The sequence below is a fragment of the Pseudomonas sp. MWU12-2037 genome (genome assembly GCF_023242345.1).
Classification (GTDB): domain Bacteria; phylum Pseudomonadota; class Gammaproteobacteria; order Pseudomonadales; family Pseudomonadaceae; genus Aquipseudomonas; species Aquipseudomonas gingeri_D.
In genome coordinates, this window is record NZ_JALLIZ010000027.1 from 1 (window position 1) to 25782 (window position 25782).

The 25782-nt window shown below is 52.9% G+C and carries 20 protein-coding genes; 7 read left to right on the top strand and 13 right to left on the bottom strand.

All coding sequences use genetic code 11. The annotated features are described in order from the left end of the window. Nucleotides 1-147: 147 nt before the first annotated feature. Entirely contained in the window at nucleotides 148-1689 is a 1542-nt protein-coding gene (locus M5B42_RS29925) for a class I SAM-dependent methyltransferase (RefSeq protein WP_248747855.1), read from the bottom strand. 258 nt (nucleotides 1690-1947) lie between these two features. Here M5B42_RS29925 and M5B42_RS29930 point away from each other — a divergent pair, with 258 nt between their 5' ends. Continuing rightward, nucleotides 1948-3474 carry an integrase gene (locus M5B42_RS29930; RefSeq protein ID WP_248747856.1) on the top strand — a complete coding sequence of 509 codons (1527 nt, stop codon included), beginning with the start codon at nucleotides 1948-1950 and terminating at the stop codon, nucleotides 3472-3474. 178 nt (nucleotides 3475-3652) lie between these two features. Here the strand turns inward: M5B42_RS29930 and M5B42_RS29935 are convergent, their stop codons facing one another. The 3 genes from M5B42_RS29935 to M5B42_RS29945 all read right to left on the bottom strand — a co-directional run bounded on the left by M5B42_RS29935 (nucleotide 3653) and on the right by M5B42_RS29945 (nucleotide 7207). Further along, nucleotides 3653-4123, bottom strand: coding sequence for a hypothetical protein (locus M5B42_RS29935; protein WP_248747857.1), 471 nt, complete (start codon nucleotides 4121-4123; stop codon nucleotides 3653-3655). A 210-nt stretch (nucleotides 4124-4333) separates the two neighbouring features. Next, nucleotides 4334-5278 carry a DUF4238 domain-containing protein gene (locus tag M5B42_RS29940; RefSeq protein WP_248747858.1) on the bottom strand — a complete coding sequence of 315 codons (945 nt, stop codon included), beginning with the start codon at nucleotides 5276-5278 and terminating at the stop codon, nucleotides 4334-4336. 1008 nt (nucleotides 5279-6286) lie between these two features. Beyond that, complete coding sequence (locus M5B42_RS29945; RefSeq protein ID WP_248747859.1) at nucleotides 6287-7207, bottom strand: Abi family protein; 921 nt, start codon at nucleotides 7205-7207, stop codon at nucleotides 6287-6289. A gap of 388 nt (nucleotides 7208-7595) precedes the next feature. Here M5B42_RS29945 and M5B42_RS29950 point away from each other — a divergent pair, with 388 nt between their 5' ends. Then, nucleotides 7596-10211: an AAA family ATPase gene (locus tag M5B42_RS29950; protein WP_248747860.1), complete on the top strand. Its 2616-nt coding sequence runs from the start codon at nucleotides 7596-7598 to the stop codon at nucleotides 10209-10211. 594 nt (nucleotides 10212-10805) lie between these two features. Here the strand turns inward: M5B42_RS29950 and M5B42_RS29955 are convergent. From M5B42_RS29955 to M5B42_RS29970, 4 genes are read right to left on the bottom strand one after another with little or no spacing between them, the layout of a single operon-like run. Continuing rightward, nucleotides 10806-10988, bottom strand: a complete 183-nt coding sequence (locus M5B42_RS29955) for a hypothetical protein (protein WP_248747861.1) — start codon at nucleotides 10986-10988, stop codon at nucleotides 10806-10808. A gap of 10 nt (nucleotides 10989-10998) precedes the next feature. Continuing rightward, nucleotides 10999-11193 (bottom strand): hypothetical protein, encoded by a 195-nt coding sequence (locus tag M5B42_RS29960; protein WP_248747862.1) that lies wholly within the window; start codon nucleotides 11191-11193, stop codon nucleotides 10999-11001. Nucleotides 11194-11225: 32 nt separating this feature from the next. Continuing rightward, the gene (gene mobF / locus M5B42_RS29965; protein ID WP_248747863.1) at nucleotides 11226-15260 is read right to left on the bottom strand and encodes a MobF family relaxase; all 4035 of its coding nucleotides are present in this window, start codon (nucleotides 15258-15260) and stop codon (nucleotides 11226-11228) included. Nucleotides 15261-15262: 2 nt separating this feature from the next. Then, the gene (locus M5B42_RS29970; RefSeq protein WP_248747864.1) at nucleotides 15263-15601 is read right to left on the bottom strand and encodes a hypothetical protein; all 339 of its coding nucleotides are present in this window, start codon (nucleotides 15599-15601) and stop codon (nucleotides 15263-15265) included. A 284-nt stretch (nucleotides 15602-15885) separates the two neighbouring features. Between M5B42_RS29970 and M5B42_RS29975 the strand changes: the two genes are divergently transcribed. The 5 genes from M5B42_RS29975 to M5B42_RS29995 all read left to right on the top strand — a co-directional run bounded on the left by M5B42_RS29975 (nucleotide 15886) and on the right by M5B42_RS29995 (nucleotide 21084). Beyond that, nucleotides 15886-16449, top strand: a complete 564-nt coding sequence (locus M5B42_RS29975) for a hypothetical protein (RefSeq protein ID WP_248747865.1) — start codon at nucleotides 15886-15888, stop codon at nucleotides 16447-16449. Between the two features lie 19 nt (nucleotides 16450-16468). Further along, nucleotides 16469-17260: a hypothetical protein gene (locus tag M5B42_RS29980; RefSeq protein WP_248747866.1), complete on the top strand. Its 792-nt coding sequence runs from the start codon at nucleotides 16469-16471 to the stop codon at nucleotides 17258-17260. Beyond that, nucleotides 17250-17942 carry a hypothetical protein gene (locus M5B42_RS29985; RefSeq protein ID WP_248747867.1) on the top strand — a complete coding sequence of 231 codons (693 nt, stop codon included), beginning with the start codon at nucleotides 17250-17252 and terminating at the stop codon, nucleotides 17940-17942. The genes M5B42_RS29980 and M5B42_RS29985 overlap by 11 nt, the downstream gene beginning before the upstream one ends. Nucleotides 17943-18602: 660 nt before the next feature. Next, a complete protein-coding gene (locus M5B42_RS29990; protein WP_248747868.1) occupies nucleotides 18603-18824 on the top strand; it encodes a hypothetical protein in 222 nt (73 codons plus the stop codon). 1 nt (nucleotide 18825) lies between these two features. Next, nucleotides 18826-21084: a hypothetical protein gene (locus M5B42_RS29995; RefSeq protein WP_248747869.1), complete on the top strand. Its 2259-nt coding sequence runs from the start codon at nucleotides 18826-18828 to the stop codon at nucleotides 21082-21084. A 353-nt stretch (nucleotides 21085-21437) separates the two neighbouring features. Here the strand turns inward: M5B42_RS29995 and M5B42_RS30000 are convergent, their stop codons facing one another. From M5B42_RS30000 to M5B42_RS30020, 5 genes are all read right to left on the bottom strand, one after another. Next, on the bottom strand, nucleotides 21438-22025 hold the full coding sequence (locus M5B42_RS30000) for a hypothetical protein (protein ID WP_248747870.1): 588 nt from the start codon (nucleotides 22023-22025) through the stop codon (nucleotides 21438-21440). An 89-nt stretch (nucleotides 22026-22114) separates the two neighbouring features. After that, nucleotides 22115-23242, bottom strand: a complete 1128-nt coding sequence (locus M5B42_RS30005) for a hypothetical protein (protein WP_248747871.1) — start codon at nucleotides 23240-23242, stop codon at nucleotides 22115-22117. Then, nucleotides 23239-24216 (bottom strand): hypothetical protein, encoded by a 978-nt coding sequence (locus tag M5B42_RS30010; protein WP_248747872.1) that lies wholly within the window; start codon nucleotides 24214-24216, stop codon nucleotides 23239-23241. The genes M5B42_RS30005 and M5B42_RS30010 overlap by 4 nt, the downstream gene beginning before the upstream one ends. Nucleotides 24217-24864: 648 nt before the next feature. Beyond that, nucleotides 24865-25446, bottom strand: coding sequence for a hypothetical protein (locus M5B42_RS30015; protein WP_248747873.1), 582 nt, complete (start codon nucleotides 25444-25446; stop codon nucleotides 24865-24867). A gap of 54 nt (nucleotides 25447-25500) precedes the next feature. Beyond that, the gene (locus M5B42_RS30020) at nucleotides 25501-25650 is read right to left on the bottom strand and encodes a hypothetical protein (RefSeq protein ID WP_248747874.1); all 150 of its coding nucleotides are present in this window, start codon (nucleotides 25648-25650) and stop codon (nucleotides 25501-25503) included. Nucleotides 25651-25782 lie beyond the last annotated feature (132 nt).

Here is a 25782-nt window from a genome sequence, read left to right on the forward strand (position 1 = left end):
GCGTCAAAAAGGCCCGAAAATGCAGAAGGCCGACCCCAAGGGATCGGCCTTCTTCTATATAGAGCAATAGCGGTAATCAGACCCTATTCCCGCTTCAGGCTGCCCCCTCCCGCCTGATACCTGGCCACAACGCGGATCTATCGACGATCAAACGATTTTCAACGCCTTGTGAACGGCCAACGATTTCTCTTCAAATGCTTCAGCCTGCGTCAACAACTCGGCCATATTTTCTTCGGCCGTGCTCAGGGCCTTACCGTCCTTGACGATACCCTCACCTTGTTCGCTGATGATGCCCCACGCCAGTTGCGCCCATTCAGCCGGGTGCTTTTTACCTTGCTTGATCGATATCAGGAACAATTGCTGGAAGCGACTGACCGGCACACCACCCCCGGTCACCGGACTGGCCAAGGTCTGGATCTGGTTGTTGAACAACGAACGCTTACACAAATGCAGGTTGAGGGCACTGCAACGCGCCAGCACCAACTTCTCAGCCGCTTCGCTCTGGCAGGGCGCCGCTACGCCCATACCGACCAGCACATTAATAGCCTGTTCCAGGTCGCCATAAGCCAGTGGCGTAGCCGCCAACAACTGCCGCAAGGTTTTCGGCACATAGGCCTTGGCCGCCAAGGCTTCAAGTACCGGGGCGTATATCTCGGCTTGCAGCGAGGCTTCCCCTGCCGGACCGCTGACAACGCCCGGTACGCTTTCTGCCGCCTGCAGCAAGACAAAACGGGTATTGAGCATGCTCTCGCGCTGTTCCGCAGCCGACAGCCTGCTGGCGCCGCGCAGGTACAGATCTCGACGGAAATGCTGATTGACGAAGTAGTCACGCGCCTGCTCACGCATGATCGGGTGCTCGATACCCTCCAGAAACGCCATACCTTCGACGCTCAGGTTGAGCGGGTCCACCGAATCCAGCGGCGCGGCCGTCGTGACATAGTCGAGCTTGGCGGCAGAGAGAGCATCCACCACGTCAGTGAAGTACATGCAGTTCCAGTCGCGATTGAAATACTCATGGGCAACGTATTGGCGATTCTGCCCCTTGATACTCTGCAGTTTGGCGCCGATGTTCGGGGCCGCGTTGGCGTATTGGGGGTTCGTCGCCAGGAGCGCCTCGGAAAATTGCAGCGCTGCATCGATACGTTCGGTCGGGCGCATGGAAGCGTGGGAGGCAAAGCGGTCGTGCAGGCTGAACAACTGACGCAGCGGCGCGGAAGGTGACCAGCCGGGAAAGCAGTTGTAGCTGATATATAGCAAGCCACCGGGTTTGAGATATCGACGAGCGAATTCGACAATCAGTTTTTGGTTATCTCGACTGACCCAGGTCCAGATGCCATGCAAGCTGATGCTGTCAAATTGTGGCAAATCATCACGGGCCAGCAATTGTTCGAAGCTGTCGTCATGGAGTTGGGCATTGCTGCCGCAGCTGGCTGCCAACGCGTTGGCATGAGCCGCCTGGCCGGGGTGGAAGTCCGTACCGACGTAGCTGCCCGGGTTGGCCGCCGCGTGGATATTGACCGAAACACCTTGGCCAAAACCCAATTCGCAGTGATAGGCGCTCGCGCTCTCCAGACTTGCAAAACCACGCAACAACAAGCAGTAGCGCTGGAATACTGGATTGATTTCCCGGCTATACCCGTAGGTGTAACCTTCGTCCGTGAAATAGCCTTCACTCCAAGCTTCACTCATGGCTTGCATCCTTCCATCCATTGTCGAGAGTAAAAAGACTCCTCTTATAAGGGGCGTCATTGCGCACCACAAGCGGAAAATCTCCCATGAGGTGTTGTGACAGGACGTTTGGAATTAGATGGTGTCCCAGGGCCGGTTCGAACGGCCAACCTTCCCCTTAGGAGGCGTTCGTTTCAACGTCTCACAGAAGATCAGGATGTAACGAAAAGCCTTCAAAATCAGCAGAATCAAATAGAAGCTGCGCCGTATTGTATCGTGATGTCCCTGCCAGTATCGTTGAGTAACAGACCAAACGGCACGCAAAACGGCACGCACTCAATGGCTAATGGCACGCAGAAAAAGGACTCAAAAAGGAAGTTCGTCACTGACGCTGAACTCCGAGCCCTATCACCAGGTGAAACCGCAACTGAATCCCTCCCGGGGCGGGGTACTGGCTCAATCTACTTCGAGTGCCGCGCTTCTGGAGCAGTGGAGGCTTACTATCGCCAGCGGCTTCAGGGTAAAGCGCAGAAAATCAAAATGGGCATCTACAGTGCCCAGGCATCCGGCTTCACACTTGCAGCACTCAGAGGCAAGGCACAGGAGCTTGCACGACAAGCACTTGAACACGGCGACCTGAAACTGTACCGAGCAGAATCGGAAGCCAAAGCTACTGCTGAACGCCTTGAGCGCGAGCGCCAACTTGTAGAGGTCCAGCGGCAAACCGTGCTTGCAGCTAGGCGCGGCTCCTTTAAGGAGCTACTTGATGCGTACGTCGCCGACCTGGAAGCTCGTGGCAAGGTCAAAGCCAAAGAAGTGAAACGTCTGTTTCAGACGCACATCATCGAGCACCATCCTGATCTTACTGCACTCTTGGCCTGCGACATTACGGGTGAGGACATCCACCGAGTCATGACCACCCTCCTCTCCCGCAAACCGAAAGGGAGGGGAATTGGCAACAAGGGTAAGGCCAGCGCTTCAAATAACATGAGAACGACTGCCGCAAGCGTACACCGCTACCTGAAGGCCGCCTTCAACTATGGCAGCAAAGCTCACCTTTCATTAGACCGCGATGTTAGCGAGTCGAAAATTTTCGACATCAGCAACAATCCAGCCACAAAGGTTCCGACGCTTGCCAACGTCCGCGGTGGAAATACCGAGTCAATGACTCCTGAAGAGCTTGGCTCTTTACTCCGCCACCTGGACACCCTCTCCGCTAGGGAGGCAGCCATCTGCAAGGGGTTGATCTATCTCGGTGGTCAACGAATGGAACAACTGCTGAGAGTGACCTGGGAGGAAATCTCCGATGACCTTCTGCACCTGACTGATGGCAAGGGCCAAAAAAGTAAAGCATGGGATCACCTACTTCCCATCACCGATCGGATCAAGCAAATCTTGCAACCACTATTTAACGACAAGATCGGACCTGGCCCTTTTTGCATTGGTCGGCGCTGTATCCGCCCAGATACTGCCGGCAAGCGCTTTAGCGACGCTGGCAAGGCACTGAGCGTTTCAGGGGCAACACGATATTTCAGCTATGCAAATGTGAGGGTAACAGCCGAAACGTTGATGGCCGCTATCGGAATTACGAAGGAGACTCGTAGTTGGCTTTTGTCGCATGGACGTAATGATGTTCAGTCAGTTCACTATGATCGTTATAGCTACCTTCCAGAGAAACGTTCAGCCTTGGAGTTGTGGGGAAAATATTTAGATTGCTTACATACAAAAAAAGCGTGGAGCTCGGGCAAGGTCATCCTGCTCAGTCGCAAACGTTTGAGCAGCCTCCAAGCTCCACTGAGCCACTGAGCTGTTAGCGCTGATGCGATTTTGACCCGCTGCTGATTTTAACTGACCCAGATGCCGCCTCTGAAATCCCGCGCAAACCATCGTTTGCTGAGTGTTTGGGTGAGTCAATGAACTCCGGAAACCTGGGTCAAAACAGCATCAGAGCCAACAACTGTGGATTATCGGCGGCAATAAGCGATCACCGCTTAGTGGCCGCGACGGTATAAATATACTCGACACCGTCCTGGGAAGATCTGTATTCGCGCCTCTCTCCGTTCGGGACTACGTCCGTGGAAGAGAACTTGAAGCCTTCGGTCCGAGGCAGGTCGATGTAGGTGTTCCCGACTTTGGCCGTATCCATCTTCATCAATCGAACGTAGCTCACATCAAAGCGCAGACGGATACTTCCTCCGCTGGTAATAACTGGAGTGATGGATGCAGTGGTACCGACTTCCAAATCTGCGATTTCAACCTTACCGTTGGCGACGGACTTTCTGTACTTGATGAGCTGGACATTGCGATGTGGCTGCGTGAACCCGTTAGCGGTGACGGCGACAAAATTATCGACAGTCTCACCGTTACGAGCCAGCTCAGTGTTTACATAGATTAAATCGGCAGCCGAGACACTGGCGGTCAGGGTGGTAACTACTGCGAATAGAATTGCTTTCATGCGTTTTCCTAGTCGTCCGCCTTGATTGGCAGAGTCTCAAAGCAGCCACTGGTGTGAGACTTAATACGGTGCCCGCAATATGGGCATTCATAGCTAGCCTTTTCAACCCAAGCATGCCCCCCGCCAGTTTCGACTAGCTTGAATTTTTTCTGACATGGAGGGTTGATGCACTTTTCAATCGTTTCAGTTGCCATGATTTAATTCCTCTAACTAATTTTTTGGTTGTGGGCGGCTGGTCATTGCTTCGACAACCTTGATTGCTTGAGCCATTCTATTCTCGTCATACTTTAGCTTGACTGCTCTCTCGTGGGCTGCCATAAGATTTTCCTCAGACTCACCAAGCAACCATCTGTCTGCGCAGTACGCAATTGCCTCATTAATCTCTGCAACTCCGTCCTCCGACATATTGGTGAATGTTATCTCCTGCTGAGAGTCACTTATTCTTAGAGCAAGCTTGGACGAAAGCGGCACCATAAAATATCGTTTCTTCTCGCTCCTACCTTGCCCGATAAACACATATTCATCCTCAATAGGGCAGAATGGATGATCAGAGGTAATGAAGGCGCCTGAGTCAGCAATTAAAATCTCCCATCCCGACTCCAATATGAGTTGCGCCGTGCTTTCAGCTGCTACCAGAAAAATCTTTAACACTCCGTCTTTCTCGATTGATAGTAACTCTCCTGCCTGGGCTGTAAATTCTTCAACAGAGCTTATATCGAAATTCGCCTCTAAAGCCGCCCGAAGCTTTAAAGGATCTCTCAGGATCTTTTCATAAATCTCCTTAGCAAGAAAACTCCTACTCATGCCTTCAATGACCTTAAAGTAACTTGGCGTCCGACTGCGCAAATACCCCAAAAATACTGACAGATCCTTACGACCCTCACCTGAAATACTTTTATCGAGAACACTCTCAAGTAGGCTAGCATACGTACCGTCCACGCCTGAAAGAATAGGATTCTCAATGAACGTTGCCTTCTTACCCTCAGGCGGATCTTCCATTGTATAAAGATCCCGCTCTTTAACCATATTTAACGGACTTGTCCGGCTAGATTTTCCGGTGCGCATATCAAAAAACGCAATATTTTTACTATCCGAAGTTAAGAAACCGCACTGGTATGATTCAGGTACGTAATGATGCATCCGGGGAGTAGTCATATTTTTTCCTATCTATTACCGCGGGGACTGCCAAAGCCCGTACTAGGCGGGAAGTTGTGGCAGTGTTTTCTCATGCCAAGTCCAGATAGCGCCGTCGAGTGCAATTAACTCGGGTTTCTTGGTCTGCCTTTGGGTCCATCCTCCCAATGAAAAAGGACTGGCTACGGACATGCGAAAAAAACCATTCGTACTTGCCACTTGCCCACCAGTACAGACTCGATGGAGCCCTCAGTTCCAAGATGTCGAACGGTGCACGACCATCCGGCATGAACAGAGCTTTTCCAGCAAAACCTTCATTTGGTGTCGGATCTATAAGTTCGCCTTTTTCGCTGCGCCAGACAGCGTGGTGCTGGGCAACATAAGCATCTCTGTCCCGCCATAGCGACCAGCCGTATACAACCTCCCCTCCGTGTAAATGCTGAAGATCTAGACAGTTGAACCAGCAATAGGAAATCTCGCAATTGGGTTGTGGGACAACCGGAACCTCAAGAACAGACAGATGAGGCTCATAGCTACAGTGAACCAACCTGGCTGCCGGGCGAACGGGCGCTTGACGCAGAAACTCACAAAACTCCAAGAATCGGACATCATCCCTTTGGGGAACAGTTGGCAACGGCTTACTCATCAATTTTCCCTCGACCTTCTGAGTTGGAGGCAACCTGGCTTACCGGCCTTCCCGATGCCTCGGCTGACCTAGTGCCGCATATAGCGAGACCAATGACATAGCGAAGAATCCTCGATATCACTATGCCAGCACAAGCTCAAACACACGCCGGATTACCTCTATATCCACGGTTAGATAAGGCTTGCTGTGATCGAGGCGTGCCCAAGAATGGCCTGCAATGTCTCAACGTCGCCGGTTGCGTCCATTACTTTTGCGGCAAGCGAGCGCCTGCTGCCACTGTGGACGATCCCAGTGAGCGCGAAAAAAGAATGAACAGAGTGACGCTGTACACACATCCAGGACCCGACCCTTTTGCTTCAGTTGGGTAGCTGGTGAAGGATGGGTCAGGACCAGAAAGGGCGGGCTTCCCAGCCCGGGACCAGACCGAGCTCTGCCGTGGTTAAGCCAGCCTTGGCCAGCACCGCCGTGGGCAGAGTCGTCAACAGGTGCTTGAAACGCGATTTCCAATCGGAGGTAGGATCGATCTTTGCGAGCAGGGCCTGGACCACCACCGCCCGGGCAAAGATCCGACCGCGGTCATGGTGGGAGGGAAACTCGGCCTTTATGGCATTGGCGTACTTCGGCGCATCAGCGGTAATCGACGCGTTCCACAGCCGGCCATGATGGGCGCAGACATTGCGCAGGAGGGTCAGAGTTTTCAGCCAGGTGACCAGCACGGATTCATCGTAGCCAAATTTAGTCGCGACGGTTTTGCGATGATCCAGGTGCAGATCGCTGAACAGGCAGGACAGCTGGCCAATGGTCATTGCTTCGAGCACGGTCCACACCGGCGGCAACGCCGGTGTGTTGTATGTACCGTAATAGTGCTTGACCGAAGCATTTCCTTTTTCACGAAGGCCTAGCACCTGCTTTAGGAGGTCGCGGTGAGCCGAGCCATCTTTGAAATGAATGGAGTCTAGGTAAAAATGCGGGCCGCATGCCTTGTCCAGGGCCAGGGTGTTGATGATAGCCGAACGGAACGCGACCTCGATGCGGTCAATCGCATCCAGGAACACTAGGCGCAGGCGCCGGTCGAAGTCATACAGCTGCAGGATGTCGTCGAACTGGATGGTGGCAAAGAAACGCTTCTGCGGATCCTGCAACGGTCGCATATAGATGAGCAGCCGGTGATAGCCGATGAACTCCAGGGCCTGCAGGGCTTGGGCTTTCTGTTTCCGGGTGCCTAAGCCTTTGAGTTGCAGGTGACGCAGCAGGGCATTGGGCGATTTGGCAGGCTTGTGGAAATTGATGGGGGCATGCGGCACGCCAAGGCATCCTGCGGGGCATTTTTGGGGGGCAGAAATAACTAACCCCCTGGTGCGCAGTACAGGTCGTAGACCTGCCCGAGGCGTGGGGGCTATTCTTGAGGTCAATGTTAACACGGCCCTGTTGGTTGATCAAATTTGATCAATCCGCCCGTTTTAAGGGGTTGTCAGCGGATCCTGCCCAGCCTGACAAAGGTAGCCTCCCCTGGAGACATCTGAAAGCACGCCTTGATATGGCGTTTTTTATGTGGCACCTAACGCCAAACGCAGTCACCGGCGAGCATTCGCTCCGTACACCTCTGAGAGCTAGACCGTCACCTGCAGTAGCCCATTGATGGCGCGGTGATAGTTCTTGTGCTATTCCCCTTTGGGGATACGGAGCATGGATATGGCCATTTACGAGGAAGTATTGGCGTGGGCGGATAGGCTGCCGCCGTGGCGCCACGACGCCCTGCGTCGCTTATGCGTTCAGGGCGGTTGGAGCGAAGAGAATCTCATAGAAATTCTTGACCTCGCCAAGCAGCATCATGGAATTGCCAGTACATTTGAACCTGCTACACAGCCAATCAGGTTCGCTACAGAACACTTTCCCGCCGAAGCTAATCAGGATCAGGCCGTTGTTCTCAGGTCCTTGCATACGCTGACCAATGTGGGAAAAATCCCGAGCGACCAAGCTTTGGAGTTTCAGGCGCAGGGTCTCACCATCGTGTACGGGGGCAACGGCACCGGAAAGTCCGGCTATGCGCGAGTGCTGAAGCAGGCGTGCAGAGCCAGGAGCCCAGGCACCGTCTACGCCAATGCCTATGCCGAGGACTATCAACAGCTCACACCGAGCGCCACTATCGGCTTCGAGCTGAACGGCGCCCCAGAGCAGACAATCTGGAGTGGTCAACGCGGTCATGTTTCGCGGCCTGAACTCAGGGGCATCTCCGTCTTCGATGGCGATTGCGCACGCCACTACCTCCAGTCGAGAGAGAGCGCCACCTTTCAGCCGCGCGCTCTGACCTATCTCCAGCAACTGGCCAATGGTCTCAATCAGGCCCTGCGTCCACGGCTTCAGGCAGAGATCGCTGGTCTCGCTACAGACGTTACGCCGTTCAATGTCATCCCCGCCGATACCGAGGCCGGCCAGGTAGTGCATCCGATTGGTCCAACTACCGATCTGACGCGGGCACGTGCATTAGCCACGCTCACTCTGGATGAGCAAGCAGAGCTCGCGCGACTGCCGCAGGAGATCAGCGAAGCAGACCCCACTGCCAAGGCAGTAAACCTCGACAACGCTGCAACGAGAGTCGATGAGCTGACCAACAACATCACCGCAGTAGCCAACATCGTGTCTGATGATGCGCTGGATGCCAGGCAGTCGGCGCATCGAAATCTGGTAGAAGCAGAAGCTGCGGAGCGCGCAGCCTCTGAATTGCTGCAGGCGGAAGATGCCACGCAGTTGCTCGCCGGAACGGGGCAAGGCCCCTGGGCGTTGCTGTTCAACACCGCGCGCGAGTATTCGACCAACACGGCATATCCTGGGCAGACCTTCCCGGTTACCGGTGAAGGAGCTGTCTGCGTGCTTTGCCAGCAGGAGCTGACGCCGGAAGCGAAGGATCGCCTGGAGCGGTTTGATCGCTACATTCGGGACAAGGCGGCAGAAGCCGCCCAGGTTGCGCGTAATGCTTGGAAGCAGATCGTACGCAGTGTCGGGCAGGCGAACGTTGCCTTTACTGCTCCTCCAAACATGTTGGAGAGCTTAGGCGCGCGCGTAGCAACGCTGCCGGACGAGATCCGGTTCTTCCAGGAAGACCTGACCACTCGACTTCAGTGGCTCAGAGCTGCCATTCTCAGCGGTGAATGGCAGAATCGCCCAGCGTATCGTGGTGCAAACCCAACGGCTTCACTCCACCAAATCGCCGATGCCCTCCGCGCCGAAGCGGCTCGATTGCGCGCCAACCTTGATGCGGCGGCCTTAGCAGCCAAGAGGCTGCGTCTGAAGGAGTTGGAGGCACGACGGATACTTTCCGAAAATATCGAAGCCATCGAGAGAGTGAGTGAGAATCTCGCTCACAAGGCAAAGCTCCAGCGCTGCCAGGATGATATCGGTAACACGCGCGCTATCAGCATGCTCGCGGGCCAGTTGGCCAGGACATACGTCAGTGAGGCGTTGGCCGGCACGATGAACGATGAGCTCAACAGGCTGGATCTATATCACATTCGGGCCGGAGTCAGCTCAAGCGGTGATGCGGGGGCGGTACGGCTAGGAATCCAACTCCTGGAATGCCAGCTTGATCCCCATTTAGTCCTAAGCGAGGCGGAGCAGCGCATGTGTGCGCTCGCGTACTTCTTCGCGGAGCTCCAACAGTCGGGTTCCTCTTCTGGGATCGTGTTCGACGATCCGGTTTCCAGCCTTGATCACAGCCATCGAACCGCCGTCGCGCGACGGATTGTTCAGGAGTCCGCCCAACGACAGGTCATTGTGTTTACTCACGATGCAGTGTTCTTCGGAGAGCTGATCACTCTTTGCCAAGATGCCCAGTTGGTTCCAGAAGTGAGGTCGATCACCTACCGGGCTGAAGGGCCTGGCTACATCGATGCCGGTTTGCCTTATGACATGCGCAGACACCGCGAGCGCATTGCATACCATCGTGCTGATCATCAGCGAATTGCCACTAACTTCAATAACCCGCCTGGGGATAATGAGCGACTTGCGATGCGCAATGCTTACGATGATCTTCGCGTCACGATAGAGGTAGGTATCGAGGACACAATACTCAATGAAACCGTGGTGCGGTTCCGCGACGGCATCTCGGTCGGCCGGCTAGATGGTGTGATGATTGTGCAGGAGGCTGATTACCGGGAAGTGCAGCGTTTACATGACAAATGCTGCCGCAACGTGCGAGCGCATTCACATGCGGCCGGCCAGCAGCGTCCTGTAACGCAACCAGCCGAACTCCTGCAAGATATCGAGGACGTCAACACCTTGTTCCAAGATATCCGCCGGCGCAGGGGTTAGCGTACGATTTTTTCCGAACTCTGTAGGTCCCTTATACTAGGTGCACAAACGAGGCTAGCGAAAATGGAACTCGATATCATTTGTGGCCTAGACCAAAGCTATGAAAAAATCTTGGCTCGGAAAAATCGTGCACGAGTCGAGCGATTGCAAGCGATTTACGCGGCAGACAAAATTCAATTAGACCTTGCCGCAGAAAAAATCAAAGCCGCAATCCGAGGCCGATCAGGCCGGCTTCCCTCAAGAAAAAGGATTTCTCATTTACCCCTAGGGTGATTGAAGTTAAACTTTCTATTCCACCAACTAATCCTAGAGTGTCTTTGTTAAGAATAAATTTTCATATTTTTATTAAACCATCTATCGAAACTCCTTCAAGGGCGCGCACCTATTTTAGTCGCACCGCATATTAAGCAGCGCCACAAACACGCATCAAGTGATCCTGCAAGGGTCAAGTCAATCGGCTCCAGCCTCGAAACCCTCATGCACTTCAGGCAAAAATCTAACACTGGCTCAGTCAGTCTATTATTACCAACTGCGAGTTGATTTGAGAACGATCGCGTCGAACAGGATGACTTTACAATTTTCAGCTTGATCATTTCACGCCCTACTACTGTTATTGGAACGTTCCTTAAGCATGGCTTCCCCCAAGGCCTCCAAAGCAGACATCAGTCGAACCTGCTCACGCGCATCCGTTGGATTCAAATATACCGCTAGTTCATCACGACGTTCAATGAGACGCAGCAGTGCGTCGAAATCATTGCTATTAAGTACGAGATTCATAAAACTCTGCTCACTTCAAATTGAGGCTTCGTAGAACGGTTCGATCTTGGTCATAGATTTTTCCAGCGACACGCTGACAACCAAAGCGACATATCCAACCGGTAAAGCGAATGTCACCTTGAATTTTCTTAGCCTCATCACAAGAGATGTTGAGCCATTCAGCCTTTTGGCATATCGAGGTGATCAGAAAACTGCGGCTGCCCATACGCCCTCCACACTGGCAGTTTCGAAAGTCCATCAGCGGCCTAGCTCCATACCGAACTCAAAAGAGTATTCAGCAGCGGTTTGCCCCCTGAGCTCATCCTCTTGCTGCCGACGAACAAGAGTGTCATTGGGATCCTCTTCTCGCAGCAGACCGATCTCTGCTCGAATGTCTTGCACCTGAATGCTCGGTGCATCGTCTTGGTTCAGGAGTCCAGCCAACCTCAGACTGTGCTCATCACCAGCTTTATCGTTGTCATATAGCATCGAAATACGGTTGACTTGGTGACGCTCGGCAAGGCCGAGCAAAGCACGCGCAGTGTCTTTCCCTGGTGAACCGCCTGAGCTAACAAATAGAATCGACTCACGCTCAGCTGCTGTGGCCATCTGGTAAGCACTCAAGGCATCGAGCCCTCCCTCACTCAGTCTAATTTCAGAGCGCGTGCCTGGGCCGGTCGAGTGGGGGTTCACAACGTATATCCCTCGCTCGGCTGTCTCCGTGTACAGTCCAAAGCCGGCGTTCTTTCTTTCATGACCAACGTAACGACCATCGGCACCGATGTGCGGAAAAACGGCATTTCCTCGTTTGTCCGTTTTCCAATTGGTGCTGGCCAAGGTCTGTAGGTCAATGCCACGTGCGGCAAGAAACTGATTCGGTGCTCGACTAGCTTGTTTGAACTGCAGATAGGCCGCTCGACGCCGATCTTCAGCCCGCTCAACGGCTTCAGCCTCACGCTGGGTGCGCTGGACCTGTTGTCGAGCAACGCTTTCTGGATCCGCTCGAAGTGCCGCATGCCCCTCACCAAACGCCTTGCGACGCAGGTCGTCCTTCACCTCACGGAAAGAGCGGCTCGTGACCTGCCGGTGCAAATCAAAAATATCGCCGCCCTCCCCATTCGTTCTGACCCAGAGCTGATCCCCGCTGTCCGCCCGCCTAATGCCAATGACATCGTCACCAGGACCACGCAGCCAGGTGTATGACTTGCCCTTTCCCTTACGATCAAATCGCTCGTACCCAAGAGACTCGGCGTGTTCGATCAAATCTAGCTTCGACTTTATCTGCCCTGACTCATAACGCTGGGATGCGCGATCTTGCTGGGCAAAGCGCAATTTCGAGGACTTCGAGGTAGAAACTGATGATTCCTGCTGAGGTGTTTCCGTATAAAGACGGATGGCCTCCATCGGCTCAGCAAGTAGGGCAACCCTTTCCACTCCATCAGGCAGCATATATGGCTTCCCGGGCTTTCTTCGAGTGTCAGCAGGCTTGTCGATGAGATTGATAATCTCATTGCCGAATGACTGAGCCACCTGCCTATCAGCAAGCGTCGTCGGCACAACGATCATGCGAGGTGTATCTTTCGCTACACGCGGTTCCTCTGCCGGATAGATAAATCGATCTCCAGCCTTCTCCAGGAGAACTTTCGTAACTGGCTGATGAGTTTCAATTGCTCGCTGGTGCTCCAGCTCACGATGGTCTGCGGTAAGTATCAAGCGCTTGGTAATTGGATCAGCATCTAATGCTGTCGATTTCGTGCTGAACTCCGCAGTACGCCGGTAGAAGGAGTCATGCACGTCCTGATCATTAACCAAATAGAACGGGCAAGCATGCCTCGATCGGGTGAACGCAACATAGGCCATTCGCCGATCCGTAGACTCACTTGCCAGGTAGAAAGCACGCTCGACGGTCAGTCCCTGAGACTTATGGACCGTCATCGCATAACTGTGATCAAGACTCGCGTAATCACTCAACTTCCAGGTCACGACTTCGCCGGTTCGATCCAGTCGCGCTGAAATCAGAATCTCAGAGATCAATCCACCATCATGACTCACACCAGCCGGAACTCTCTGCAATCCTTCGATAGTCGCTCGATCGCCGTTGAATACCTGCGCACTGCCTAACTTCTGGTTACGACGCAGCATCACACGATCGCCAGGGCAAAGATCAAGGTCGCCGTAATCTCCTTTTCCCTGTTCGACGGTAATTCGTATCTCGTCACTGCTGACTAATTCACCCAACTCCTTTCTCAAAGCCCGAACCTGATTGTTGAGCTCCCGCACCTGGGAGTTTCGATCGGCCAACAAGAGCAGGTCATTCCAACCTGTACCAGCGGCATGGGCACTGGCTGCTTCTCGCAGCATCAGTCGAATCGCCGGCGGATCGTCTTTCCCCGGAGACCGTATGAGGCCACGGGACAGCATCAAGTCGGGCGCGTCAGAACCATGCCCATTCTTTGCGGCACCGAACCAAGCTTGACTGATCTCCCTATCATCGGCCCTATGCTGCCGAGCGATCTGAATTAGGTCAGCACTCCCGACATGCTCAGTCAGCATGGAAAGAGCCGAAGCAGAGCCCACAGCTTCTAGTTGCTTGCTATCGCCAACTAGAACCAGTTTTGCTCCGGCCCTTTCAACAAATCCAGACAGCTTATGCAGCGTCCGGGTATCAGCCATACCTGCTTCATCGAGGATAAGCACATCGCCCGCGCTCAATTGCTCACGGTAATCTGGATTGTCATTTTCTAGACGCATCAGTAACGAGTGAACGGTCCGCGAAGGGATACCTGAGCTATTTTCCAACTCAGCAGCCGCGGCCCCGGATGGGGCTAAGCCAATTACTCGGTGCCCCGAGCGGGTGTACGCCTCGCGCAATGCGCTCAAGGATGCAGACTTACCAGTACCGGCAGCCCCCTGGATGATGGTAAGCCGCTCACCACCGGCAGCACGAATGACTGCCTCGTTTTGCTCACCACGCAAACAGAAGCCTTTTACAGACTCGAAAGACTCAATAGCCTGCTGGATCTGCGACTCATTAAGTGCGAAGCGTTCCGAGGGCACCTGTGTTGCCAGGCCGAAGCGAAGGAGGTCAACTTCAAGCTGCCGGTAATCCTCGGTCGTGTAGAGTTGAGGTTTACCTTCCTCCAACGGTAATTCGATCACGCCCAACTGCTCCACCAGGGCAGTCTTAATCACCGGGATGGTTGCTGAGCCACCATGACAAATTGCGAGTTGTGCTGCTGCCCTATCTAGATCGTGCCCACAGAAAACGCTCGCATTTCGAAAAATCAGTGCCTCTGCGACAAGCTTAGTGGATGGGGAAACATCCCCCACCTTTAGCTGACGATGGAGGTCAGAGAGCTGCGATTTCCACTCCGCCCGAAGTTCATCCCCATCGAACTCCTTCTTTCCTTCCCGAGTGCGCTTCGCAGCTGCCCGGGCAGCATTTGCACCCGTCTCCCCCATTTCAGCTAATCCTTTAAGAATTTCGATGCGACGAGTTGAGAACTGCAGAATCGTTTCCCGTGTAATACCCGCCACGCGCAAACCAGACAGCTCAGGGTCACTCTCCAGCAGTTGCCCTACGTCCGGTAAATCACGCTTCAAGGCCTCGGCCAGGTAACAGTCAAAAAGGGCAGCCGCTTCACCTTGCCTCTTATAAATCTCGCCACCATCCAGTGTTCGCCATTTACCGTCCTTTCCCAGGATGAGATTCGGAATTTCAGCATGAATGTGAAGGTGCGGCTCCTGGTTGCGGTTGGTGAAGTGTTGGTAGCAGGCCACAACTACATTGCCGGGGTGACTTTCTGTGCCACCGCCACCTGTGCGATAGCTGAAGTACCCTTGCTGCTCAAAATCCAGCAAAGTTCTGCGGGCCGCCTCCATCAATGCTCGTTCAATCAGCACTTGCTGATCAAGAGGCAAGGAGGCGTAGAGAAGTGAAATGGATTTGTCTGCATTAAAGCTTGTCGAGTACCCCGCTACACCGGCTCCTTTATCCAATTGGCCACGACGAACGTTGGAGACGAAGGACGCGCCTGACCTAGGATTGATACCGCTCATCAATGCCGTGTAATCACCAGGTTGGGGACAAACACCAAGGCCAAGATAAGCAGCGCCGGCCCCAACAAACTCGGCGAGAAGCGTGTCACCGTCTACCTTAAAGTAATAATCCTCCTGCCCTGTTCGAGCCGGAGCATGATCATCATCGACGATTTCTCCCTCTCCCTTTTCGAAGTAGTCGGCTCGACTCTGGATATCGCCGCCGGCGAACTTATCTACAGTAAAAATCGCCATCGTCATTGATCCCGATCGATCAGGTCAGTGATGCCCTGGCGGGCTCCAAGCCGCGCAGCCTCAACTGCACGAGGACCTAACAGTGATAAGGAACTCGCGATCTCTGACCTTATTGCCAAGGTAGACGCCGCGTCCAGGCTCACCGTTTTTGCACTGGAAAAGCTGAGCCGCCCGGTGATCAGCCCAATTAGGCTATCGGCAGGCACCGTCGACAGAATCCTTTCCAAAATGCTCGATTTCGGGATTTTCAGGTCCCGCGCCAAGCGCTCGAACGCCTGCTGAGCTTCTGCCGTAACCACATTCTGAGTGTGGCTTTTCCTTTCGATGAGCGATTTCTTCATCTCTTGTTACCCCGCCTACCTCAAATGAAGTGACCTTCGGCTCCTAGAAGCCCCCCGCCCTGTCGGGCTTACGCCGCTTTCCACCCCCGAAGGGAGTGCAGCCGTGTTACCTGTTTTTGCCTTTGTCTGGCAATTTTATAGCATAAACTTATCCTGTATTAAGCCTATCAACAAATGTTTTAATGCTTTTTTCTTGACGAAGCTGATTATTGATGTATTGTTTAGCCAAGGTTTGGCAGAATTTATGCAGTTTTAAGCTAACTGCACCCAAATGAGGCAAACCTATGTGGGATCGTAAAACCCAAGCTGAACGCGAAATTAACGAGCGGAACGATGCGGAGGAATTCGAGAGGGCAAGACAAGAAATGCTGGAGGCCGAAGAAAAAGCACGAGCCCTACGGGCTGCGTTCGAGGCACGAAAGAAGGCAGCAGCGGCCGGGGTACCGGGAGAAAAGGGTCGCGGATACGTGACTCGAGTTTTACGACCTCACATGCAGTTGCTGACCGACTCAGCAGCGATGGGCATGTCGATGCGAGAAATACACCGAATGCTTGCTGATGCCGCAATCGAAGTGAGTTACCTCGGGTTACGGAATTATTTCATCCGTGAGCTACCAACCGCTTACTACGAGCATCTCGCTAATGCGCGCACTGAAAAGCCGTCGAGAGCATCGGGGGATGCTTCACAGACCGAAACTGTTGAACATGATTTAGCGCCCCCCCAAGAGGCGACTAGAACCTCTTCTGCGTCGGAGAGCAGAACAAACGCGACCGCTGATAAAGCAGACGATTTTTTTACGAAATACACCGGCAGTAAGCCAAACAAAGAGGGAATAAAACGTGAATAGAAAGCGACAGATCCGACTCATGACCGTCAGTACAAAAGGGGGCGTAGGGAAGTCCACGCTTTCACAGCAAGTAGCTGCAACCTATCTGTTATCACGGTTAGGCCAAGCTAACTTGATCGAGTTGGATGATCTAAACCTCGACTCTGCCTGGATGAACGACAGTGCGGTAAAAACAACCCAGCAGCCGGTAGGCGATGACGCCATGCGTGCAGTCGAAGCGGTTATGTTCGGCCAGGGCCGCAACAGCTTTGTGTTAGACGTTGGCGGTAACCGCACTGCCGAAAGCACCCTTTCCAGCCTTGGAGAGGCAGGCCTTCTTAGTCGTTTTGATTTGATCCTGATTCCACTACGTGATGAAGGTCAAGACTGCGAAAACGCTCGGCGCACGATCCAACTGCTATTGGATGCAGATCCTGAATGCCGCATAGCGCTATTCCTTAACGACATTAGCCTACAGACCCAATCGCTTGAAGACCCGCGCCTGCTTGAGGATTTTGCTGAGGTGTTTGACCTGGCGCATGAGTTCCATCTGCACCTCCTGGTGATGCCCCGAATCGAACGCTACGGGCGCAGTCGCCGAATCGGCAAAACGATCTTTGAATTGGCCGAGGAAGCAGCAGAACTGGAAACGTTATTCGCCGACAAGGTAATGAGGCTCGAAGACGCTGGAAAATTTGATGAAGCCATGCAAATGAACCGTATGGCAGTCGTTGTTCGCCGCTCTCGAGGTGTCCGAAAGATGATCGAGCTTGTCCATAATCGGCTTGATGAGATTCTGATGCCAGTTGAGGGTGAGAGCCATGTCGCATGATGACTCTCCAGAAATTCGACCGATCGCAGGCCGAAGTGAAGTGGAAACCCTGCTGCAGGCCGTAGAACAACTATCACTTATGACTCGTGTTCTACGCGGTACCACTAACCAACCTGGGCTTTTGGTACGGACGGAGGAGGCATCAAATTCAATTAGGGCATGTTCAGAGGCTCTAGCTGAACAACGCCATTCCGCTGATCTGATCACTCAGCAGATCAGCGGCGTCAATGGAGCAATCCACAACCTGGCGCAGATTATTGCGGAGGCTTTGAGCGACCGAGCATTAGGTGAAGTCATAGCAGGAAAGTGTGATCAGTTGATCAAGAAGCTTGCTCTGGAGTTGTCCTCGGAGGAGCTCAAACTGGTAGCGGCTCAAATGCTCGAAAATGTCTATTCAGACTTGGACCTGGCCATTCAATCAACCTATTCACAGGCGACCGTTGCTGCCCTCCACAAAAGTTTAGCGGAGACAAACAAACGACTGATCGACATACAAATACAGCTCGACAATGCTAACGCCAAAGCCGACGCGGCTGAAGCCAGGGCACATCGATATCAACAGTCAAACAATGAACGTATTCCCCGCACAATCCTACGCTGCACCAACTTGTTACTAAACGCAAGCACCACAGCAGGCATAACCACCATAATTTTATATATCACCGGAGCTCTTAATCTATAAAATTTACAGATGCTCCCTATATAAATTTCAATTATTTGTTGTTATAGCCGCGATCATATTGGCGCCCCATGTTTCACGAGCACCTGCCCTACGGGCTATACGCCCCAGCGTTCTGGTGCATTCGGATATGCTCACGTCAATGTCGCATAGCTCATCAAAAAATCTAAGTCGATTCCTGACAACCAAAACCGGACGAACGGTGCTATACCAGTGCAATAACAGCAGAATAAAAAACTAAAAATCACCAACAAAAACACAAAGTTACTGAACACTGAAAACACAAAAAAAGAACCAACACCAACTTATCAACGCGATACAATTTCACAACAAAATCATCCGGAGGTTTTGTGTCTGAGATCCTTGAGTCCGCAATACACGCCTTAGATCGAAGCGTTCGAAAAGCGACGAACCCTGGCTCAGTATTCTATGCAAAATCAGCGACGAGACTCATCGCTCAAATTTACTTCAACGTTGAGGAGCTGCGACAGCAATTCAACCTTACATTGATCGACGTGTACTCTCGCGTAGAGGAAGTTGGAAAATACCGCTGGAAGGCAGAAACGCTCACCAGAAGTCATTACGCTTGGGGACACGAGTACAAATGCAGTCAGCATCCGCACCGAACAATAGGTAACATCATCCCAATAAGAGAGTTTCGCTATGGCACGTAGCAACCCTAAGATTATCACTATCATTAACGCTGCCGGACTGCTAGCCTGCATCGCACTTATTATGAATCATATCAAAAAAGACGATGCTAATTTAACAGCAAGAAACAAAGCAAAATACGAAGCTATAACCGCTGAGTATGAGCGCCAGTCAAAATCAGTTGTAATTCCTGATTTCCCCGAGCCTCCGACCATTAAAGCCGGTGTCAAATAATATGAAATCATTATCGACGACTGTTTTGATCTGGCTATTTGGCACCTGGGGATTTTCCGAACTATCAGATGGGATTGCGACAGGGGCCAACGCCGTTACCCCTATTGTGATCTTCGCATCCTACTTCACCACCTTCGGGTTGCTATTGATCGGAGTGCTAATCGGCTGGTCAGTATTTTTGGGGATTTTTCGGCTACGAGCAAATGCAAATTTCTTCGGAGCAAAGGATAAAAACGAAGCGTTCTTTTACCCGCTGCGCATGGTGATGGGAATGATGCTTTGTGCGCCAGTTATCCAGGTAGCCTCAATTGCAAGTCAGTCGATAACATTAACGCCAGGCCACGCACTCATTGTTGGCCTTGCAAAAACAGCTAGCGCCGCTGGTGATGCTGCGCAGATGTACTCATTCAAACTCATGCATGACTACGATCTCCTACACGACCCAGACTTGGACATACCAGTGTCGAACGCTGCCGCCGTCGCGCAGGTGAGCTCCTGGTATGTTAGTGCAGCACAGGTAGCCGCGACAGTTCAGTACAAGGATCCGACGGGCCAGTATCGCGAGATGCCAGCGGCACAGCTTGCAGAGGAGACTCTTCGTGCACGATGGGCCAGCGCGAGACCCTCAAATGATTCACAGGTTGATCCATGGTTAATCAATGTATCGAGAACCGCTAATGTGCCGGTGATTATTCCTGAAGGCATCGCTGTCCAAAATACTGATAGCAAAACTGGTCACAGCGGCCTAATTGACGGAACAGCAGTGGAACGCCAACTCAGCGGTCAAGACTGGGTGTGCCAAGCAACGCAAAATAGTAGTTTCGAATTCGCAGGTAGATGGTCGTGTACCGACGAGTATCTTTCGCTTAAGCAGCGCTCAAGCTCCGCAATTGATCGTGGAATTACCAAGGCTCAACGTATCGTTTGGACAGGTTTAGTCGAAGCCGTAAGAGCCCGAGCATGGCAGAGCTATGACGGCGTTACGCCTCAATTAAACGCTGAGTTTGATAAGCAGAACCAGCTTTTCATTCAAAAAATGGCCACATGGTATGCCGGCGAGGTGCATCGACTGATACGTGAAGAATTGACTACGGAAAGAACTGCATCCGCGGCTAAATATTACGAAAAACTCGGCGAATGGGGCTGGATGGCCGGCGGAACCTTCGTACTACGTGCAGCGAATGATTTTGGTCGGGCTCAATCCTACGCTGAAGGTGCAACTGCGCAGCTAGTTCCGACGGGGTCACTGGCAGCGCTCACACCTGGTGATGACCTCGCGCTAATAGTACAGAACCAAGCAATCAGCAATGCTACCCAGGCCGAGGAAGACGGATTCTGGGCCAATGCAAAATCCACAATTATTAACGACGTTCTTCACTTAGACATGCTGCTCGCCGCCGACCCAAGCAAAACTAACCTGGGAACAGTTACATCTTGGGGGCGCGGCGTCTCGGGAACAGGTATGGGTTTCCTCGCTGCAGGATCCGTCGCAAAAGCCGGCGGAATGATCGCTGACAAACTCGGGAAATCTCCGACACCATCAGGGTTGATGGGCAAAGCTACAGAGCTACTCTTCGGTAAGCTGGGAGCTGCTCTCTTTCTGATGGGACTTGTTTTACTAATCGTCGGTGCCTTCACCGGATATATTTTACCGGTGGTCTACGCAGTATTCGGTTTTATGGGCGTCATCTCCTGGCTGACATTCCTGGTCAGTAGCTTCTTCGGCATCAATCTTTGGTCAGCCGCTCAAGCAGCCCCAAAAGGGGAAGAGCATTCATCGCACATGGCAGCCAAGGGTTGGAACGTTTTGATATTTATCACCCTCTATCCACTTCTTGCTGTTGGGGGGCTGGCAGCCTCCGTCGTGATTACCGGTATTGGGCTTCCCCTACTCAACCTTTTCATGTCCGGAATCTGGGGCATGTTTGACAGCAGTGCGTCGGGAGGCTGGGGTGAGGCCGCTGCCGGCATGTTGGTCGGTGGCGTCCTAATGGTAGGGATATTTGGCTTCATGGCCTGGTCACTTTGCATGACCGCCGCTCAGCTCATTACCAGCTTCCCTAGGTCGGTACTGAACATGGTTTCATTCTCCGAACCCGGACTCAGCCCTTACGAAAATGTAAGCTCGGGGGTGATGGGTGGAATTACTGGAGCTGCGCGAGGGATGGTTCTGACGCCAGCTAACCACGCTGTAAGGCATACCTTGGGAAGCCTGCTGAATCGCTCTCCGAAGGAAAATGGAAGGGCCCAAGGTGATTGACACCATGGCGCAAGAATATTTCCTTGATCAACAATGTCGTGGTTACGATAGTTTCCACGGCAAAAAAGTACGCGTCTGAGATTGAAATCCTTACTATTGGCAGCGGTTTCCCGGGCTCAGATTTCACGTAGCAGCGTGCAAAAAAAAGCAATTTCACCGGTCAATATTCGGGCAGTTTGGACGGATCGACCGGTTGAATCCACAGCCCAAAGCAGCCGCTCGACCACATCCGCCGTTTGCCTGGACAGTGCGCACCGATCCACCATCGGGCCCGCATCCCTACTCTCAGGAGTAGTTACCAACCGCTACCAAGCAGCCGCTTCAAGCGATAGCACCACCTGGCAGAACGGTTGTCAGCTGATATCGCGCGGAAAAGACACGCGTAAATGACGCAGAAGATCGCTCGGTAGCACCGCAGGGAGCTTCGCTGTGCCTTTATTGGACAGCTGGATGGCGACGGTCTTGTTAAGGTCGGTGAATTTCACTTGGACTTTTTCCAGAACATGCTTCCGGCCGGCCAGCAGGATATCAGTGGCGTCGCGCACATCTTTTACCCCTTTGAGCAAGATTTTCCCCGTTACTCCTTCGTCTATTTCGACGGCCGAGACCTGGAGCGAATCGACGGTGATTTCCTGATCTACTGCATTTTGCAGAGCCGATACCCACTCGATCAGGTTGACCGTAGGAGGCGTTACCACCAAGTTGAAACTGCAGGCTTCAAGCAGGCGGCTGATCAGCTCCTTGATACTGCGCTGGTAATTTCTGAGCTCGATGTGGGGCGGCGAATCGAAAAGGGTGAACTCCGTCGTCCGGTACCCAATCCGATCAAGAACTTCTTCACTACCAAAAGGAGTCGAGATCACCTCTTGGTAATTGTACTTCTCGATATAACGTCCCTCGATGAAGCCATCCCGGATTCGCTCGATAGCGAAGCCATCCATTCTCTCCTCCGTGAATGGCATGTCGATGAGTCTTTTCCCTACCGTTCGAATCGATGAGGGCCATTGGGCATTCAGCCATCTCACCCTGTTCATGCAGGTTCTCCTTGCAACTCAGCACTCGCTTTAGCTTGCGCTCTGAGTTCCCTGATTACCTTCGCAGCGGTTTCTTCGATAAGGCCCAGATAGGTTTCTTTGTCTTCGGCGCTGACTGGTCGGATCGTCTTGGTATACTCAAGGTCGACGAACCGGTAGGCGCCACGGACGAAGTATTTGAAGCCTTTCCCTTGTACTGGATCCTCAAAGGCGGCCTCAAATTCCACCATCGGTTGTGGCGCCTTGTTCAGCCCCGAACGCCAGATGATCGACGTGATGAAGAAGCCCTTCCGGGTCAGACTCTGGTACTCCTCGGACGCCAGCAGCGTCTCGCCTTTCAGCGCGACGTTCTTGACCAGCGCCAATGCCTCTTCTTTGGCCACTTCAGCTTCCTGATCATCGTCCAGGTCGAGCTCGTCTTCCTCAGGTTCCTGGGGCAAGCGCTCAACCTTCACGCTGGTGACGTTCTTCAACGTGAAGCCCGGGAGATTGCTAATCAGGGACGTAAAGAACCCTGTGCGCAGGGCGGGGGATTGGAACTCGCCGAGCTCGATGCGGATGGCGGGGATTTCAGCTTTGGCCTTGGTGTCCAGCTTATCCTTGAGCTTGGAGTAGATGGACTTAACACGGTCGTTGGCAGGCATCCGAATGACCGTCTTGTCTGCCGAAACGTGGAACTCAATCGAGGCTTCTTTGGGCGTACGCTGGACTAAACGCGTCTTGCCGTAGTCGACGTCCGAGTACTTGATGTTGGCGACAACTTGGTTGCCGTCCTTGATCTGCTGAGTCACCCTCTCGTCTTCAGGAGACTCCTCAATGTATTCCCGGAGCACCTCCCGGATCCCTTCCACGGTCAGCGCGGTCGGCAGCGTCACCGAGGTGAGCTTTTCCTGCCGGCCGGAGTGCTCCCGCTGTTCCAGTAGCGTGTTCAGATCATGATAGTCGTGCGGGAGGATCGAGATGGCACTGACCAGGTCATCCCGGCTGTCCTTCGCGGAGTAGAAGATCCCCCTGTCCTTTGCGAGCTCAAGCAGAACCTTTTCGTTGATTTTCTGCTTGGCCGACATCAAGGCGTCGTGGATTTCCTTGTCCGTCGCACAGTACTGAAGCGCGTTTTTGCTCATTGCCGGGACAGCTCCAGTTCACAGAAGGTGGTGCGTACGTGTTCAAGCTTGCCGAAGTCAATGGCGTCCAGGATCTGCCGAAGATCGTCCCCGCCCTGGTAGTCAGCGATATACTGGTCTTTGGCTTTGGCGAAATTGGCCGAAGCGTTGTGGTGCGGGTCGACCAAGCGGATCGTGACCTCCGTTTCGGCCTTGATTACCTGGTAGTGCATCAAGTACTCGATGAGGTACAGAAACTCGTCGGTCGTGATTCCTCGCTTGCGCATGAAGATCACGAAGCCCTGCTTGCTCCCTTTCTTTGGGTTCACGTAGGACAAGATGATCCAAGGCGCGGTCAGCATATCCAGCGTCGCAGCCTTGGCGTGTTCGAGCTGGACGTTCTTCTTACGCACGAGATGAGGGTAGTAGAACTTGCAGTAATCCCGCTCCGGCAGTAGACCTGTACCTCCGCGCAGGTGGATGACCTCGTGGTGAACGTTGTTCAGCCAGTAGATATCCTCAGGGCCCATCACAACGATCTTGGAGCCCTTCGGGATGTCCAGATCGTCGCATTTCACCTTTTCAAGGATCTTGGCGAAGTCCTTGTCGTACTCGTTATCGTGGTTATAGACGAAAAGCAGCCCCTGGATATTCGCCGACACATCTGGATGGATGTATGTGTCGCTGAATTCCTGGCTGATCTCGGCGCATCGGAGGCTCTTGGCTAGACTCTCGATCGCCTCCCGGATGGCCTGTGTTTTTATGGTGCCCTTAGCGTAGCTCTTGAGGTCGCAGTTTACATAGGTGCGGGACTGGGAGTACGGCTCGTTGTACCAAAAGACGACATCGGAGGGATGGGTCTTGACCTCGTGTACCTCCTGGTTCTCGCACGGCCAATTGATGTTGGTGTGCTCCATGCGCCCCCAGAGAAACTCGTTGAAAATTCCCTTCGACAGCTTTTCCGCCATCTTCGCGATGTTTATCGTCTCGGCCATGATTCCCTGGGCTCTTTATGTTGGTCAAAGCGGCGCTAGCACCATGATGGCGCTGATACTGGCACAGTAAACACGATGGTTGAGTCGGCTACAAGGTGATCATCTGTTCGACCTTGGAACTGTGTCATCGCGCCGTCGCGCAGGGACATGGCCAGGACGAAGAGACTTCAATATGGATGCGACTGCTTGGGCGAATTGGGTAACGCCGAGAGTAGCCGGACGCCGTAAACAGCCGTCGAACGTCGGATCGCAAAGTGGGCGTAGTACGGGGGCTGTCTACCCAGATCGCTGGTGAATTCTCGCTTCGGTTCGGCAGATGTCTTTCGCGAGCGTCCGCCTCTGCTTACACATCAGTTATCCTTTGCATTCAGCAACGACATGGACACAGGAAATTGAAGCATGGCAATTAGGACATGTCCTACCGCCAGCGCTTGAGCTTCCCGGTAGCGTCATGCTGACCCAGCCTCAGGCCGGGATTTCCCAAGGACGAACAAGAAAGCTCAACGTGAGCGGATATGTACCAAACCCGCCGAAGGGCTACCAATACAGCGGCGGCGAGCCCGTTGATATCCACGTCCAGCGCTGGGCCTAGCTGGCTACACTGCCCTGTGCGCCAAACCGCCTACTGTAGTACTTTTTATACAGAACCTAACCGACGCGCAAGAATTGCCTAGTCAGTGCCCTAGACTCAACCTCAATCGGCATTACTCTAAACAAGAGACCCGCAGCTAAAATCCCAATCTGAGTGATCCCGATTAGAGCCAGGCTACCAATGCTCCCAGCAAGGGCAACCATTTGAAAGTCCAGTGGTTGGATACTCACCACCAGCCACCAAAAATACACTGGAATGAACAACCAGGACAACGCTAAAAACGGCGAAAGCACTAGCCCTGTTACTGCGACCAGCATGCAAAAAAATATTGCAGGTGTAAGGATGAAAGCCCAAAAATCGCCGATACAACACCGTGCCTCTAACACGACGTCATGAACTACATCCGACAAAACACTCCACCACAGTGCCACCAGCGCAAGGAAGAAACTACGTTTATACCAGATAACACCCGGGGCATTTAAGCCGATGATCAATTGTAGATAACCGCCTAGGGTCTGATCTCCAAGCCCCGGCAAAAGTGCCTTTCCCCTACGACAAATAGCAGTAGCTGCTGGAAACATCACTCGACGCCAGAGTGGAATTTTAATTAGAGAAGGCGTCTGCTTTGCTGGGGCCATATATAAAACCTCGCCAAATTAATCTTTCATTAAAACTTCAGATTTCACCACCACCTAACCAACCAGCCTGCCATTTTTCGCACGACGGCCAAAATGCAAAACAGCGCAAACACCTAACACATCAATATTAGAAAGCCAACCACCGACCACAAGACGATTTAATGCTTTAGATCGCTCCAACTTCTGCGCTTTTATGACCTTCATTCTCCCACTCCTAGGAATTACCTCATACTAAGTACCATCATGAACCAGAGACCACACACCATCAACAAATAAATAATTATTAATAAAGTACAAACCATTAAAAAAACACATAACAACCGAATAAAACCAAAA

What these genes read in the sequence shown, in the direction of transcription:
- mobF (WP_248747863.1), bottom strand. Translation starts at nt 15,260, where the DNA reads ATGGCGATTTTTACTGTAGATAAGTTCGCCGGCGGCGATATCCAGAGT.
- M5B42_RS30020 (WP_248747874.1), bottom strand. Translation starts at nt 25,650, where the DNA reads ATGAAGGTCATAAAAGCGCAGAAGTTGGAGCGATCTAAAGCATTAAAT.
- M5B42_RS29925 (WP_248747855.1), bottom strand. Translation starts at nt 1,689, where the DNA reads ATGAGTGAAGCTTGGAGTGAAGGCTATTTCACGGACGAAGGTTACACC.
- M5B42_RS29980 (WP_248747866.1), top strand. Translation starts at nt 16,469, where the DNA reads ATGACCGTCAGTACAAAAGGGGGCGTAGGGAAGTCCACGCTTTCACAG.
- M5B42_RS29960 (WP_248747862.1), bottom strand. Translation starts at nt 11,193, where the DNA reads ATGGGCAGCCGCAGTTTTCTGATCACCTCGATATGCCAAAAGGCTGAA.
- M5B42_RS29975 (WP_248747865.1), top strand. Translation starts at nt 15,886, where the DNA reads ATGTGGGATCGTAAAACCCAAGCTGAACGCGAAATTAACGAGCGGAAC.
- M5B42_RS29955 (WP_248747861.1), bottom strand. Translation starts at nt 10,988, where the DNA reads ATGAATCTCGTACTTAATAGCAATGATTTCGACGCACTGCTGCGTCTC.
- M5B42_RS29985 (WP_248747867.1), top strand. Translation starts at nt 17,250, where the DNA reads ATGTCGCATGATGACTCTCCAGAAATTCGACCGATCGCAGGCCGAAGT.
- M5B42_RS30005 (WP_248747871.1), bottom strand. Translation starts at nt 23,242, where the DNA reads ATGAGCAAAAACGCGCTTCAGTACTGTGCGACGGACAAGGAAATCCAC.
- M5B42_RS29970 (WP_248747864.1), bottom strand. Translation starts at nt 15,601, where the DNA reads ATGAAGAAATCGCTCATCGAAAGGAAAAGCCACACTCAGAATGTGGTT.
- M5B42_RS29995 (WP_248747869.1), top strand. Translation starts at nt 18,826, where the DNA reads ATGAAATCATTATCGACGACTGTTTTGATCTGGCTATTTGGCACCTGG.
- M5B42_RS29990 (WP_248747868.1), top strand. Translation starts at nt 18,603, where the DNA reads ATGGCACGTAGCAACCCTAAGATTATCACTATCATTAACGCTGCCGGA.
- M5B42_RS29940 (WP_248747858.1), bottom strand. Translation starts at nt 5,278, where the DNA reads ATGACTACTCCCCGGATGCATCATTACGTACCTGAATCATACCAGTGC.
- M5B42_RS29935 (WP_248747857.1), bottom strand. Translation starts at nt 4,123, where the DNA reads ATGAAAGCAATTCTATTCGCAGTAGTTACCACCCTGACCGCCAGTGTC.
- M5B42_RS29930 (WP_248747856.1), top strand. Translation starts at nt 1,948, where the DNA reads ATGTCCCTGCCAGTATCGTTGAGTAACAGACCAAACGGCACGCAAAAC.
- M5B42_RS29950 (WP_248747860.1), top strand. Translation starts at nt 7,596, where the DNA reads ATGGCCATTTACGAGGAAGTATTGGCGTGGGCGGATAGGCTGCCGCCG.
- M5B42_RS30000 (WP_248747870.1), bottom strand. Translation starts at nt 22,025, where the DNA reads ATGGATGGCTTCGCTATCGAGCGAATCCGGGATGGCTTCATCGAGGGA.
- M5B42_RS30015 (WP_248747873.1), bottom strand. Translation starts at nt 25,446, where the DNA reads ATGGCCCCAGCAAAGCAGACGCCTTCTCTAATTAAAATTCCACTCTGG.
- M5B42_RS30010 (WP_248747872.1), bottom strand. Translation starts at nt 24,216, where the DNA reads ATGGCCGAGACGATAAACATCGCGAAGATGGCGGAAAAGCTGTCGAAG.